Origin of the sequence: Streptomyces sp. NPDC060027 (genome assembly GCF_042737005.1) — a bacterium.
GTDB lineage: Bacteria > Actinomycetota > Actinomycetes > Streptomycetales > Streptomycetaceae > Streptomyces.
In genome coordinates this window covers 1-12,466 of sequence record NZ_JBHWVI010000246.1, presented here as the reverse complement: position 1 = coordinate 12,466, position 12,466 = coordinate 1, and the positions used below count along the sequence as shown (strand labels likewise).

At 72.3% G+C, this 12,466-nt stretch carries 14 protein-coding genes; 9 read left to right on the top strand and 5 right to left on the bottom strand.

Features of this window, described 5'->3' with window-relative positions:
• Positions 1-701: thiamine pyrophosphate-dependent enzyme (locus tag ACFWBT_RS36865; RefSeq protein ID WP_385707428.1), on the top strand; the 701-nt coding region annotated here is incomplete at its 5' end.
• A 25-nt stretch (positions 702-726) separates the two neighbouring features.
• Here the strand turns inward: ACFWBT_RS36865 and ACFWBT_RS36860 are convergent.
• Positions 727-1,140, bottom strand: a complete 414-nt coding sequence (locus ACFWBT_RS36860; protein WP_385707426.1) for a winged helix-turn-helix transcriptional regulator — start codon at positions 1,138-1,140, stop codon at positions 727-729.
• Positions 1,141-1,231: 91 nt separating this feature from the next.
• On the opposite strand from ACFWBT_RS36860, the gene ACFWBT_RS36855 reads away from it, so the two are divergent.
• The 3 genes from ACFWBT_RS36855 to ACFWBT_RS36845 all read left to right on the top strand — a co-directional run bounded on the left by ACFWBT_RS36855 (position 1,232) and on the right by ACFWBT_RS36845 (position 4,019).
• A complete protein-coding gene (locus ACFWBT_RS36855; RefSeq protein ID WP_385707424.1) occupies positions 1,232-2,086 on the top strand; it encodes an SDR family oxidoreductase in 855 nt (284 codons plus the stop codon).
• 192 nt (positions 2,087-2,278) lie between these two features.
• On the top strand, positions 2,279-3,400 hold the full coding sequence (gene rarD, locus ACFWBT_RS36850; RefSeq protein ID WP_385707422.1) for an EamA family transporter RarD: 1,122 nt from the start codon (positions 2,279-2,281) through the stop codon (positions 3,398-3,400).
• Positions 3,401-3,548: 148 nt separating this feature from the next.
• Positions 3,549-4,019: a VOC family protein gene (locus ACFWBT_RS36845; protein ID WP_266761637.1), complete on the top strand. Its 471-nt coding sequence runs from the start codon at positions 3,549-3,551 to the stop codon at positions 4,017-4,019.
• A gap of 33 nt (positions 4,020-4,052) precedes the next feature.
• On the opposite strand, the gene ACFWBT_RS36840 is transcribed toward ACFWBT_RS36845, so the two are convergent.
• The 4 genes from ACFWBT_RS36840 to ACFWBT_RS36825 form a co-directional block, all read right to left on the bottom strand.
• On the bottom strand, positions 4,053-4,805 hold the full coding sequence (locus ACFWBT_RS36840; protein ID WP_385707420.1) for a hypothetical protein: 753 nt from the start codon (positions 4,803-4,805) through the stop codon (positions 4,053-4,055).
• Entirely contained in the window at positions 4,795-7,026 is a 2,232-nt protein-coding gene (locus tag ACFWBT_RS36835; RefSeq protein ID WP_385707418.1) for a hypothetical protein, read from the bottom strand. The genes ACFWBT_RS36840 and ACFWBT_RS36835 overlap by 11 nt, the downstream gene beginning before the upstream one ends.
• Before the next feature lie 8 nt (positions 7,027-7,034).
• Complete coding sequence (locus tag ACFWBT_RS36830) at positions 7,035-7,736, bottom strand: hypothetical protein (protein WP_385707416.1); 702 nt, start codon at positions 7,734-7,736, stop codon at positions 7,035-7,037.
• A gap of 119 nt (positions 7,737-7,855) precedes the next feature.
• Complete coding sequence (locus ACFWBT_RS36825; protein WP_385707414.1) at positions 7,856-8,869, bottom strand: peptidoglycan DD-metalloendopeptidase family protein; 1,014 nt, start codon at positions 8,867-8,869, stop codon at positions 7,856-7,858.
• 268 nt (positions 8,870-9,137) lie between these two features.
• On the opposite strand from ACFWBT_RS36825, the gene ACFWBT_RS36820 reads away from it, so the two are divergent.
• The 5 genes from ACFWBT_RS36820 to ACFWBT_RS36800 form a co-directional block, all read left to right on the top strand.
• On the top strand, positions 9,138-9,695 hold the full coding sequence (locus tag ACFWBT_RS36820; protein ID WP_385707430.1) for a DUF6668 family protein: 558 nt from the start codon (positions 9,138-9,140) through the stop codon (positions 9,693-9,695).
• A complete protein-coding gene (locus ACFWBT_RS36815) occupies positions 9,692-9,955 on the top strand; it encodes a hypothetical protein (RefSeq protein ID WP_266761630.1) in 264 nt (87 codons plus the stop codon). Before ACFWBT_RS36820 ends, ACFWBT_RS36815 begins: the two co-directional genes overlap by 4 nt.
• 404 nt (positions 9,956-10,359) lie before the next feature.
• Positions 10,360-10,659 (top strand): hypothetical protein, encoded by a 300-nt coding sequence (locus ACFWBT_RS36810; protein WP_385707412.1) that lies wholly within the window; start codon positions 10,360-10,362, stop codon positions 10,657-10,659.
• A 39-nt stretch (positions 10,660-10,698) separates the two neighbouring features.
• Positions 10,699-11,472: a hypothetical protein gene (locus ACFWBT_RS36805; RefSeq protein ID WP_385707410.1), complete on the top strand. Its 774-nt coding sequence runs from the start codon at positions 10,699-10,701 to the stop codon at positions 11,470-11,472.
• A 1-nt stretch (position 11,473) separates the two neighbouring features.
• A partial coding sequence (locus ACFWBT_RS36800; RefSeq protein ID WP_385707408.1) for a hypothetical protein occupies positions 11,474-12,466 on the top strand: 993 nt, incomplete at its 3' end.

The window sequence follows — 12,466 nt, the reverse complement described above, 5'->3', positions numbered from 1 at the left end:
TCCACGCCCTGCGCCGCAATGTGAACCTGAAGATCCTGCTCTTCAACAACCGCATCTACGGCCTCACGAAGGGCCAGTACTCCCCGACGTCCGAGATCGGCAAGATCACCAAGTCGACCCCGATGGGCTCCCTCGACGCGCCCTTCAACCCGGTGTCGCTGGCGATCGGCGCGGAGGCGTCCTTCGTGGCCCGGACCGTGGACTCGGACCGCAAGCACCTCACCGACGTGCTGCGGCAGGCCGCCGCCCATCCCGGCACGGCGCTGGTGGAGATCTACCAGAACTGCAACATCTTCAACGACGGCGCCTTCGAGGTCCTCAAGGACAGGCAGCAGGCCGAGGAAGCCGTCATCCGCCTGGAACACGGGCAGCCCATCCGCTTCGGCGTCGACGGCGCCCGCGGAGTGGTCCGCGACCAGCACACCGGCGACCTCGAGGTCGTGACCGTCACCCCCGAGAACGCGTCACGGATCCTCGTCCACGACGCGCACACCGCGTCCCCGACCACCGCCTTCGCGCTGTCCCGCCTCGCCGACCCCGACACCCTACACCACACGCCCATCGGGGTGTTCCGCTCGGTCGACCGGCCGGTCTACGACACGCAGATGGCCGACCAGCTCGACGCCGCCATCGAGCAGAACGGCAAGGGCGATCTCGCCGCGCTCCTCGCCGGCGGCGACACCTGGACGGTCGTCGGCTGAGTCCGCGGGCGCTGTCCCGCCGTGGTCAGGAGGCCCGGGCCCTGAGCGCCCGGGCCTCGTCGTACGCGACGCGGGCCCGCTCGACGTCGGCCATGCGCTCATTGGTCCACAGCGCCAGCGACCGCACCTGCTCGGCGGCCTCGCGGCCCAAGCCGGTGAGCGAGTAGTCGACGCGCGGCGGGATGACCGGCTTGGCGTCGCGATGGACGAGCCCGTCGCGCTCCAGGGTCTGCAGGGTCTGCGTGAGCATCTTCTCGCTGACCCCTCTCCCGACCCTGCCGATCGCCCGGCGCAGCTCGCTGAAGCGGTACGGACGCTCCAGGAGCTCGATCAGGACGAGGACTCCCCAGCGGCTGGTGACGTGTTCCAGGACCAGACGGTAGGGGCACATCGCCTCGCCGGCGTCGTACCCGTCCGCTGCCTTGTTACTTACGGCCATACTAGTACCTTACTTCAAGGTGGGTACTTTCCAACAGTTAGTGCAGCTCCTAGGGTGAGTGTCATCCGCACCCCACAAGGAGATGCACGTCATGAGCATTGTCGTCACCGGAGCCACCGGACACCTCGGCCGTCACGTGGTCGAGCAGCTGCTGGAGAAGACCCCGGCCGAGCAGATCACCGCCGTCGTACGCGACGAGGCCAAGGCCGCCGACCTCGCGGCCCGCGGCGTACGGCTCGCGGTCGCCGACTACAACACGCCCGACACCTTCGACGGCGTGTTCTCGGCCGGTGACAAGGTGCTGCTGATCTCGGGCAACGAGTTCGACAAGGGCCGCGTCCAGCAGCACCGGGTCGTCATCGACGCCGCCAGGGCGGCCGGAGTCTCCCTGCTCGCCTACACCAGCGCCCCCGGCAGCCTGACGGCCGCACTGGCCGACGACCACCGCGCCACCGAGGAGGTGCTGCTCGCCTCCGGACTGCCCTACACCCTGTTGCGCAACGGCTGGTACCACGAGAACTACACCGAGAACCTCGCCCCGGTGCTGGAGCACAACGCCGTCGTCCAGGCCGCCGGAGAGGGCCGGATCGCCTCCGCCCCGCGCGCCGACTACGCGGCCGCCGCCGTCGCGGTACTGACCGGCGAGGGTCACGAGAACAAGACGTACGAGCTGAGCGGCGACGAGGCGTGGGGCTTCGCCGAGTACGCCGCCGAGCTGAGCCGGCAGACCGGCAAGGAGATCGCCTACCACCCCGTCTCCCCCGAGGCCTTCACCGGCATCCTGACCGGTGCCGGGCTGCCCGAGGCCTTCGCCGGGATCCTCGCGGGCGTCGACACCTCCATCGAGAAGGGCGAGCTGGCCGTCACCACCGGGGATCTGTCCCGCCTGGCGGGCCGTCCGACCACGCCGATCGCCGAGTCCGTCGCGGCGGCGCTGAAGGGCTGACGCCCCCCGGGCGCCGGGCCCCGGCCTCACACACCCCCACATGTCATGACCGTATGGCGATACGGGCATGACAGGCGGGGGTGTGCGGCGCTACCTTCTTTCAGGCTGCACGGAAGTTCCCCGACCGCACGGGAGCGTCCGGAGCACAGGGGGCGCGACAGGCGTCCGAGGTCGCAGAAGAAGGAGACGCCGGTGGCCGGGAAGTCGAGGGGCGAGCAGCAGATAGGTCTGCTGAACGGCTTCGCGGCGTACGGGATGTGGGGGCTCGTCCCCCTCTTCTGGCCGCTGCTGAAGCCCTCCGGAGCGGTCGAGATCCTCGCCCACCGGATGGCGTGGTCGCTGGTGGTCGTCGGTGCGCTGCTGCTGGTGATGCGGCGCTGGGCCTGGGCGGGCGAACTGCTGCGGCAGCCGCGCAAGCTGGCCCTGATCACGGTCGCGGCGACGGTCATCACCGTCAACTGGGGCGTCTACATCTGGGCGGTCAACTCCGAGCACGTCGTCGAGGCCTCGCTCGGCTACTTCATCAACCCCCTCGTCACCATCGCGATGGGCGTGCTGCTCCTCAAGGAACGGCTGCGGCCGGTGCAGTGGGCCGCGGTGGGCGTCGGCTTCGCGGCCGTCCTCGTCCTGACGATCGGCTACGGCCACCCGCCGTGGATCTCCCTCTGCCTCGCCTTCTCCTTCGCCACGTACGGCCTGGTGAAGAAGAAGGTCAACCTCGGCGGCATCGAGTCCCTCGCCGCCGAGACCGCGATCCAGTTCCTCCCGGCACTGGCGTACCTGGTGTGGCTGGGGTCGCGCGGCGACGCGACGTTCGGTGCGCAGGCGCCGGGGCACGCCGCGCTGCTCGCGGCGACCGGCCTGGTGACGGCTGTCCCCCTCGTCTGCTTCGGCGCCGCCGCGATCCGCGTGCCGCTGTCCACCCTGGGCCTGCTCCAGTACATGGCCCCGGTCTTCCAGTTCCTCCTCGGCATCTTCTACTTCCACGAGGCCATGCCGGCCGAGCGCTGGGCCGGGTTCGCGCTGGTGTGGCTCGCGCTGTCGCTGCTGACGTTCGACGCGCTGCGCGCCGCGCGGCGGGGGGCCCGAGCCCTGCGGGAGTCGGCCCGCGCGACCGTGCCCGGGACCACCGGGGAGGCCGCGGACACCGCGACCGACGCCGCTGAGGCCGCTGCGCCGGTGGACACCGCGAGCGCCTCCGTCGACCTCGCGCGCACCTCCACCGAGGTCGCGTGCACCTCCACCGAGGTCGCGGGGACCGCCGCCCTCAGCGCGGGTACCGCCGGGCCGGCCGGTTCGCACGGCACCTCGTAGCGGGGCGGACCCGTCCGGTCCGCCGGGCGTCGACGGCTCCGGACGGAGCGAGCCGGGGACCGGAGCGGCGGGCCCGCCCTCGTACGACATGAGGTCGGCCCCGGCGATTCCGTTGCCCACCCGGACGTGGAACCACAAGAGTGGCTTCATGACGTCTACTCCCGCGCCCGTACCCGTCCACTGGAAACTCGTCGTCGACTCCGCCGATCCGCACGCGCAGGCCGACTTCTGGTCCGCCGCGCTCGGTTACACGGTCGAGGACAACAGCGCCTTCATCGAGCAGTTGCTCGGCCTCGGCGCCCTGCCGGCCGAGGCCACGGTCGACTTCCACGGCCGCCGGGCCTTCCGGGACCTGATCGCCGTACGGCATCCCGACGACCCCTACGACAGGGACCGCGGCACCGGCCTCGGGCGGCGTCTGCTCTTCCAGCGCGTCCCCGAGCCCAAGACCGTCAAGAACCGTATCCACCTCGACCTGCACCCCGGCGAGGGGCGGCGCGCCGACGAGGTCGAGCGTCTGACGACACTGGGGGCGAGCGTGCTCCGGGAGGTGAAGGAACCCGCGGGCGCCTGGGTCGTGATGGCGGACCCCGAGGGGAACGAGTTCTGCGTCCACTGACGCCGGACCGGGGCGGCCCGGTCACCGAACCGCTCAGCGGCGGGGACGGGCGGCTCCGGGAACGGGCCGTGCGGACGCCGGTGCCGCTGCGGGTGCGGCTGCCCCTGCCCGTGACGGGGAGGTCGCCGTCGCGGGGGACACCGCCCGTGCCGCGGTCACCGACCGTACGAGGGAAGCCGGTCGCTCGCCCGGGGCGGCGGCCGGTGGTGCTCCCGGTGCCGGTGCCCCACGGATCAGTTCCCTGGCCGTGTCGGCGCGCTCCGTGGTGAGGGCGTGGGCGGCGGCCGGGGTGGAACCCGAGCGCATACGGGCCGCCACAGCGGTCGGCAGGTGTGCGCCGACGGCCAGGTCGGCGGCGACGCGGGAGCGCAGGGCGCCGACCACGGCAAGGTGACTCCGTGCCTGCTCCGGGGTGAGCGACTCGACGGAGACGCTCACCGCGGCGCGGACGACGGCCGGGTGCCTCGGGACGGGTGCGGCGCCGTGGGAACGCGCGGAACGGAGACCGGCCGGGCCCGCTCCGGCCGTCCGGGGAACGCCACGGCCGGTTCCACCCGGCCGGTCGGCAGCGCCTCGCGGCTGAAGTGTGCGCCAGCTCATCGTGCCGGTGAGCTCGTTGACCGTCAGCTCGATGCGGGGGTGCGGGGCACGCCCTCCCCGGCCCGCAGCTCCGTCCGTGTTCCTGTTCCGGCGCCCGTCGCCGATCCCGTCGCCGATCCCGTCGCTGATCCTTTTGCCGATCCCGTTACTGCTCCTGTTCCGCGCGTTCCGGTCGTCATTCGCCATGGGCGCGGGGTGTCTGGTTGTAAGGGTTCTCCGCCATGGTGCGGGCGCGTTCGGCGAGGCGGCCCATGCGGGTGCGGGCCGATTCGAGCTGTTCGATGTCGTCGGCGGCAGGGCCGCCCTCGACCGTGAGCTCGGTCCACACGCCGATCAGATCCCGCCCGAGGTGCAGTCCCTGGAGCGGGTCACGGACGGCACGCCACGCGGCGGCCGCGCTCTGGACGTTGCCGTAGGCGGCACGGGTGTCCCGGTGGCGTCGGCGGACCCGCGCGAGGTCCAGCGACAGATGGAACGACCTGAGCGCATCACCGGCCAAGTAGGCGATGTACGCGGTCAGTTCGCGCAGCTTCAGCACCTCGGGGTGTTCCTGACCCAGCGACTGCGCCGCCTCGCCGACGGCACGCTCCGCCATCCCCGCGGCGGCCTCGATACGGCCCATCTTCACGGCCTCGTTGATCCGGGCCACGGGCTCCGCCAGGAACGCCGCCGCGGCGTCCCGCTCCGGCGCCGCCTCCTCCGGACCCGGCCCGAGCACCGACTCGGCGACGGCGTCGAAGCCGCGCACGGGAGCGGGCTTCGGCTCCGGTTCCGGCTCCGAGGCCATCAGGGACAAGGCGTCCATCGCGGGGACCGGCTTCCGCTCGGGAGCGGGCTGCGGCTCGGGAGCCGACGCGGGCTCGGGCGCGGACCTCGCCTCCGGCGCGGGCATCCGCTCCGGGGCGGCCATCGACACGGGGGCGGGCATCGGGTCGGGGGCGGGGTCGGCCAGCGGGGCCGGTCCGAACTCCCCCGCCGGAGCGGGCGTCGCGGCGGCCGCCGACTCCGGCACCGCCCGCAGGACATGCGTCGACACGCTCCCGGGCAACGGCTTCGGTTCCGGTACCGCCCGCAACACGAAGGTGGACGGCGTGGGAGTGCCGGGCACGGCATGTCCGGCCGCGGGCACCGGTTCGGGGCCGGATGCAGGAGCCACGGCCCCGCCCACAGGGGCAACCCCCGCATTCCCCACCCCGCCCGACGCTCCCGACCCGGACACCGCCACGGGAGCGATCCCGTGCGCGGACTCCGGGGTCGTCACGGGGGCGGGCTGCGGCACGAACTCGGCCGTCACCGCGGGCTCGGACCTCCGCACGGGCGCGGGCGCGGGTGCGGGCTGCGGCGCGGGAGCGAACTCCGGCGTCACCACCGGCGCGGGCTGCGGCTGCGGCACGAACTCCGCGGTCACCGCGGGCTCCGGCCTCCGCACAGGCTCCGGTGCCGTCTCGGGCATCGGCGGGGCCGGTTGCGTGTTCGGTTCCGGTACCGCCCGCAGAACGTACGTCGCCTTGTCCCGGCGCGGGGTACCCGGTGTTTCCGGAGCCTCCGCCGACCGCTCGGCGGGCACCGGAGCGGGCGGAAGCGGCGGAGCCTGCGGCTCCGGACGCCGCTGGGCCGGAGGCTGAGGCGCCTGGACCGGCGGCTGCGGGGCGTCCCTGACCGGATATTGCGGGCGCTCCTGAGCCGGATGCTGCGGGCGCTCCTGGGCCGGAGCGTGCGGGTGCTGCTGAACCGCGGAGTGCCGGCTCTCGGGAGCCGGCGGCTGCTGGGCCCCCCGGGCCGGCATCTGCTGGGCCTCCGGGACCGGCGGCTGCGGGCGCTGCTGAGCCGGGGCCTGCGGGCGCTCCTGAACCGGGGGCTGTGCGAAATTCCGGGCCGGAGGCTGGGAGTGGCCCTCGGCCGGGGCGTGGCGGTGCTCCTGAGCCGGGGCGTGGCGGTGTTCCTGGGCCGGAGTGTGGGGGTGCTCCTGGGCCGGCGGCTGCGGGCTCCGGTGGGCCCGCTGTTCGTGCGGCTGCGCGTACGGCGCCTGGGGCGTCATGCGTACCGGCTCCCCCGTATAGCGGCTGGAGCCGTCGACGTGCACCTGGAGCGGTACGACGAAGCCGATACGTTCGTCGTGGATGGTGGCGAGGACCGGGTGGCCGGTGGCGAGGGCGAGGCGGTGGAGGTAGCTCAGGACCGCGCCCTGCACCGTCTCCCCGGGCGCGGCGACGACCGGCATCCCGCCGACCGTGGCACCGCCGGTGGCGCCGGCGGGGCCGCCGGCCGCGGCCCCCGCCGGGCCGTCCGCCGATGCCGGTACATGGACCTCGATCGGCGTCATCGCGGTGGCCGGCTGCCCCCCGGCACCGGGCGCCGAGCGCTGCCGCTTGAGTTCCCGCTTCTGTTCGCGGCTGAGTCGAGACATCGGTTCCCTCACGAAGGGGTGGTCGCGGACGAGGATGAGGTCGAGGACACGGGCGAGGGTGACGAGGACGTCGGCGGTGACGGCGGGGTCGCCGCCTCCACCGTCTCCACCTCGGAGATGCGCCACGGCCGGCCGTCGCCGGCCCGGGTGAGCTTGAGGTAGACACTGGCGCGCGGGCCCGTGCCCGTCCAGCCGTCGCGGCCGTGGGCCGTGCCCTCCACGAAGAGGGCGCGATAGGCCAGGACGGCCGTGTCGGCGGGGCCGTCTGCGTCGTCGTCCGCGCTCACGTCCACCGTGGTCCACGCCCGGTGGCCGGCCCAGGTGTTCCATTCGTTGCCCGCCCCGCTCGCGGGGTGGTACGACCGCTCGGCCGCGGCCTTGGGCGCGGTGAACCAGCGGGCCGAACGCAGCACGGCGTCGTGCGGACCGTAGTCGTATTTCGTGTCATGGCCGTACGCCACCTCCGCCCACGCCTCCGATACTTCCGTCGCGTCCGTCCCGTCGACACCCGACGGGCTCGGGACATGTGCGTCCGCGCCCAGCGGCCTGCCGGACGGGAGCGGCGCCTTCGGTGCCACCGAGGGCATCGCGGAAGGCGACGACCCCGGCGCGCCCACCGCATCACGATGGTCCCGCAGGCCACAGCCCGTCAACGCCAGCACCCCGGTCACGGACACGACCGCCAGCGCGGCGACCGTCCTCCGGCCCATAGCGGCACGGACTCCCGTACGTGTTCCCGTACAGGCGCTCGTACGCGTCCCCGTACCGGTCGTCGTGCGTGACTCCCCGCCCGTTCCCGTACCGGTCGTCCTCATCCTCGCCTCCCTCCTCACTTCAGCCCCAGCCAGGGTGCCGGATCCACGTACGTGCCGTTCTGCTGGACCTCGAAGTGCGCATGCGGTCCGGTCGACAGACCGGTGGACCCCACCTCGCCGACCCTCTGGCCGACCCGCACCTGCTGGCCGACGCTCACACTGGGGCGGCTTCTCATGTGGTTGTAGGTCGTCGAGATCTGGTCGCCGCCGATGGTTCCGTGGGAGATGACCACGCGGTTGCCGTAACCGTTGGACCAGCCGGCGAAGGTGACCTTGCCGTCCCGGGCCGCCTTGAACGGCGTACCCAGCGGGGCGGCGAAGTCGATGCCGGTGTGCAGCTTCATGACGTGCTTGATCGGGTGCATGCGCATGCCGTACGGGGAGGTGATGCGCGGAGTGCCGGAGAGCGGCATCGCCATCTGCTGCCCGTCGGGAATCCTGCCCGGCGGATCGTCCACCGACTCGTACTTGGATATCAGGGACTTGATGCGGGCGACGTAGTTCCGGGTCTCGGTGTACGGGGGTATGCCGCCGTACTGGTGCACCGCGCCGGGTCCCGCGTTGTACGCCGCGAGGGCGAGGTCGAGGGTCTCACCGCTCGCCTCGCCGCGGTTCTTGTAGCCCTCGACCTGCTTGGCGAGGGCGCAGTCGTAGCGGCCCTGGGCCATGATCGCGTCGCCGGGATCGTACGGAGACACCCGGCCGTTGCCGTCGTCGTCCCTCCCCCAGGTCTGCCAGGTCCCGGGCATGAACTGCGACAGCCCCTCGGCGCCGACCGGGGACCGGGCGTTGGGGTTCCAGCCCGACTCGGCCTCGATCTGCGCGGCGACGACCGCCGGCTTGATGACATCGCACAGGGCACCCGCCTTCAGCACCCAGGGCACGTACTGCTGGGGCACGGCACCGTCCTTCAGCCCGCCGCCCGCGCCCGACCCCGTGTCCGCCTCGCTCGGCGCTCCGCTCACCGCGACCATCATGACCACTGGCATGATCACCACGGCGAGACAGCCGCCGACCACCCAGGTCATGGTGGATCCACCCCCGTTGGACATCGGCTCCCCTCAGCCTCAAGATCCGGTCGTGTACATGCAATTGAGTCTCTCGGCTCCCACCCGATTCCCGCGTCACCGCGGCGTCACAGACTCGTCCCAGGAACTCACGCCCCGTTACCCAACCCGTTCCGCCGCCGGGAAGATCGGGGCACGGACGAAGGGCGGAGCGCCCATGCAGGGGATCGAGGGGGTGGCGATGCGAACGAACGAGGGGGTGGCCATGCGCGGGAACGAAGGAGTGCCGATGCACGGGAGCGAGGGCGCGGCACCGCGCGGGAACGTGCCGCGGGGGCCGGGCGGACCCGAGATATGGATTCGCGGACCGGTCGGTGAACCGGAACAGCCGCGACAGCAGCACGAGGAGGAGCGCCAACTCGCCGTGAGCGCGCGGCAGTTCTCCTGGGTCGCCACCCATGGCGGAGCCGGCGCCTCCACGCTCGCCACCGTCTTCGGCGGCCATGACGCGGGCCGCAACTGGCCCCGCCCGGACCAGGGCGAGCCGGGCTCGGTCCTGCTCGTCGGGCGTACGCACGCGGCGGGTCTGGACGCCGTCTCGCACACCCTCGACATCTTCCGTCGCGGCGACGCGCCGCCGGGACTCGATCTCGACGCCATCGTGCTGGTCGCGGACGCGCCCGGGCGGCTGCCGCGCCAACTCACCCAGCGCGTCAAGGTGATCAACTCGGTCATAGACGTCTACCGGGTGCCGTGGATACCCCCGTGGCGCACCGGCGACGTCACCGGACCGCTGCCACGCGAGATCGCGCCGCTGGCCCGACTGACCGGAAGGACCGCACCATGACCGCCCTGTACACGATCGCCGTCGGAGCCCTGGCCGAAGCCCCGCCCGGCGCCGTCACCACCGAGCTCGACAAGGTCCTCGGCATCATCGCGTGGCTCGTCACCGCCGCCGGTGTGGCGGGCCTGATGATCGTGGGCTCCCGGATGGCGCTCGCCGTCAAGTCCGGTGACGTGGAAGAGCACTTGAGCCAGTTCCTGATGGTCCTGGGTGCCTGTGTCATCGGCGCCACGGCGGGGCCGATCGTCGGTTTCGTGCTCTGAGGCCCGCTCCGCACGGACGGGCCCACCGACCGCCGCCGCACCGACCGCCACGCCAAGACCCGCGCCAAGGCGCCACCGAAGATCCTTGAGGCACTCTCGCACCTGAGGGTGCCTCAGCTGTTTCCGGGGGTGTTCCACCTCGTATTTCATGACGGTCTCTTCCCGTCTGTCACGGACACGTCACCGACAGGTGCTGGATCACTACATCGCTTGGCCCGGACCCATCGGAGTCGCCAAGCTCACTGTGCAACCGGGAACCCGGGCGTCCCACGGTCCTCCGTCGCCCTCGCGTACCGCTCACAGCAGGCAAGTGCCGTGCACACCCAGCAGGTTCCGCTCAGCCCGGCATGTTCCGCACACGTCCGCACGTCTGCGCCGACAGCCGGCCACATCGGGGAGAAGCCATGTTCAAGGCGATAGCAGCCAAGGCCCACCAGTACATCTACCTGGCGGACGGAAAGGTCCCCGACCCCAACCGCAACGCGCCGAACGCGCTGACCGGGAAGGTCGACACCGTCCTCGGCATCCTCGCCTGGGCCGGCACCGCGGCGGGCGTCGCGGGGGTGCTCATCACCGGCGCCATGATGGCGATCTCGATGCGCCGCGGCGAGGGCTCGGAGCACATGGGCCGCCTCGGCATGGTGCTCGGCGGCTGTGTCCTGGTGGCCACCGCGGGCCCCGTCGTCACCTTCGTCTTCGCCTGACCACGCCCCGTCAGAACCTGACACGAAGGGAGCGCAACCATGCTGAACTCCGGTCGGCCCCAAGGGGGCAGCGGGGAGTGGGAGCAGCCGTTCTGGCAGCAGCGGGGCTGGATCCTGTCGGCCGGGTTCCTGCTGGTGCTGCTCGTGCTCGCCGTCTTCACGATGATGAGCGGGGGCGAGAAGGCGGCGGACAGATCGGACGGTCCCGCTCGCAAGCCGGACTCCTCCGCGGACACGGGCCGGGGAGGCAGCGGCGGGCGGGACACCCGCCCCGCCGGCTGCCGCACCGATGACGGCGACCAGGCCAAGCCCACGCGGGCGCCCAAGGACTTCACCTGGAAGGCCGACGGGACGGGCCTGGTGCCGGTGTCCAGGTCGGTGGGCCCGCGCACGTTCGACGGGCCCGTCTGGTCCTGCTACGCCCGCACGCCGATGGGCTCCGTGATGGCCGCCCACGCCATCACCGACCACCTGAGCTACCCGGGCTGGCGCGAGGTCGTCGACCGGCAGGTCGTCCCCGGCGCGGGCCGCGACGCGCTCGTCGAGAGCCGCGCCGCGGCGGGCGACAAGCCGACCTCGGGCGCGCCCGACGGCGGCGGCTACGCGGGCTTCACGGTCCTGTCGTACGACAAGGAGAAGTCGACGGTGATGTTCGTGGTGCGTGTCCCCGGCAAGGACGCCTACGGCACCGCGTCGGTGACCCTGCGGTGGCTCGGCGGCGACTGGAAGCTCGCGCCCGACGCCGACGGCACCGTCTATTCGGGCATGTCGCAGATCAGCGGCACCAAGGGCTTCGTCACCTGGGAGGCGTGAGATGGCTTGTTCCTGGCGGGTGTACGACTGTGTGATCGACGAGGTCGGTACGCAGTTCACCGACGGTGCCGTGGTGGCCTTCGCCAAGGCGATCGGCGACGCGACCTCGGACGTGCTCAAGGCGCTCAACGGCGTCTGGATGAACGTCAAGGTGGAGGACTCCTCCGGGCCCATCGGCCTGATCGACCAGCAGGTCGACTGGATCGTCGCCTATGTGGCCGTGGCCTCGCTGCTGATCGCGGCGATCCGCATGGCGCTGGAGCGCAAGGGCCAGCCGATGAAGCAGGCGTTCATGGGGATGTGGAAGGTCATCCTCGTCGGCGCGGTCGCCGTGCCGGTGGTCCAGGCGCTCACCAAGGCCTCCGACGCGTACGCGCAGCATGTGTACGCGAAGTCCGACCTCGGTGACACGGCGTCGACGATGCTCGGTGTGCTGACCCTCCACCAGCCGGGCCTCATCCTCATCTTCGGCCTGCTGGTGATGCTGTCGAGCTTCGTGCAGATCTGTCTGATGTACATCCGCATCGGCGTCATGATCGTGCTCGTCGGCACGCTGCCGCTGGCCGCCGCCTCCTCGATGACCGGGTGGGGCGAGGGCTGGTGGAGGAAGCACGTCGGCTGGCTCGCGGCCTGGCTGCTGTACAAACCGGCGGCGGCGCTCATCATCTACTCGGCCACGTCGATGACGCAGAACACCAAGGACCTCAACCAGACCATCGCTGGTATGGGCATGCTGATCATGGCGGTGTTCGCCCTGCCGGCCCTGCTCAAGCTGATCGTTCCGGCGACCGCGGCACTGGGCGGCACCTCGGGCGGCACGGTCGCCCTCAACGCGACGAACAACGTCGCCACCGGTGCCGTCAGCATCGCCGCGGGCGGTGCCGGCGGGGGCGGAGGCGGCGGCGCGGCCGGTCCGCAGGGCTCTCCGTCCGCCGGTGCCGGTGCTTCGGCCGGCGGTGGCGCGGGCGGCGCCGGAGCCGCGGCGGCCGGGGGT

Bases quoted from the DNA above. Each gene is read 5' to 3' on its own strand.
- ACFWBT_RS36860 (WP_385707426.1), bottom strand. From the start codon at position 1,140: ATGGCCGTAAGTAACAAGGCAGCGGACGGGTACGACGCCGGCGAGGCG.
- ACFWBT_RS36855 (WP_385707424.1), top strand. From the start codon at position 1,232: ATGAGCATTGTCGTCACCGGAGCCACCGGACACCTCGGCCGTCACGTG.
- ACFWBT_RS36845 (WP_266761637.1), top strand. From the start codon at position 3,549: ATGACGTCTACTCCCGCGCCCGTACCCGTCCACTGGAAACTCGTCGTC.
- ACFWBT_RS36840 (WP_385707420.1), bottom strand. From the start codon at position 4,805: ATGGCGAATGACGACCGGAACGCGCGGAACAGGAGCAGTAACGGGATC.
- ACFWBT_RS36835 (WP_385707418.1), bottom strand. From the start codon at position 7,026: ATGTCTCGACTCAGCCGCGAACAGAAGCGGGAACTCAAGCGGCAGCGC.
- ACFWBT_RS36830 (WP_385707416.1), bottom strand. From the start codon at position 7,736: ATGGGCCGGAGGACGGTCGCCGCGCTGGCGGTCGTGTCCGTGACCGGG.
- ACFWBT_RS36825 (WP_385707414.1), bottom strand. From the start codon at position 8,869: ATGACCTGGGTGGTCGGCGGCTGTCTCGCCGTGGTGATCATGCCAGTG.
- ACFWBT_RS36820 (WP_385707430.1), top strand. From the start codon at position 9,138: ATGCACGGGAGCGAGGGCGCGGCACCGCGCGGGAACGTGCCGCGGGGG.
- ACFWBT_RS36815 (WP_266761630.1), top strand. From the start codon at position 9,692: ATGACCGCCCTGTACACGATCGCCGTCGGAGCCCTGGCCGAAGCCCCG.
- ACFWBT_RS36810 (WP_385707412.1), top strand. From the start codon at position 10,360: ATGTTCAAGGCGATAGCAGCCAAGGCCCACCAGTACATCTACCTGGCG.
- ACFWBT_RS36805 (WP_385707410.1), top strand. From the start codon at position 10,699: ATGCTGAACTCCGGTCGGCCCCAAGGGGGCAGCGGGGAGTGGGAGCAG.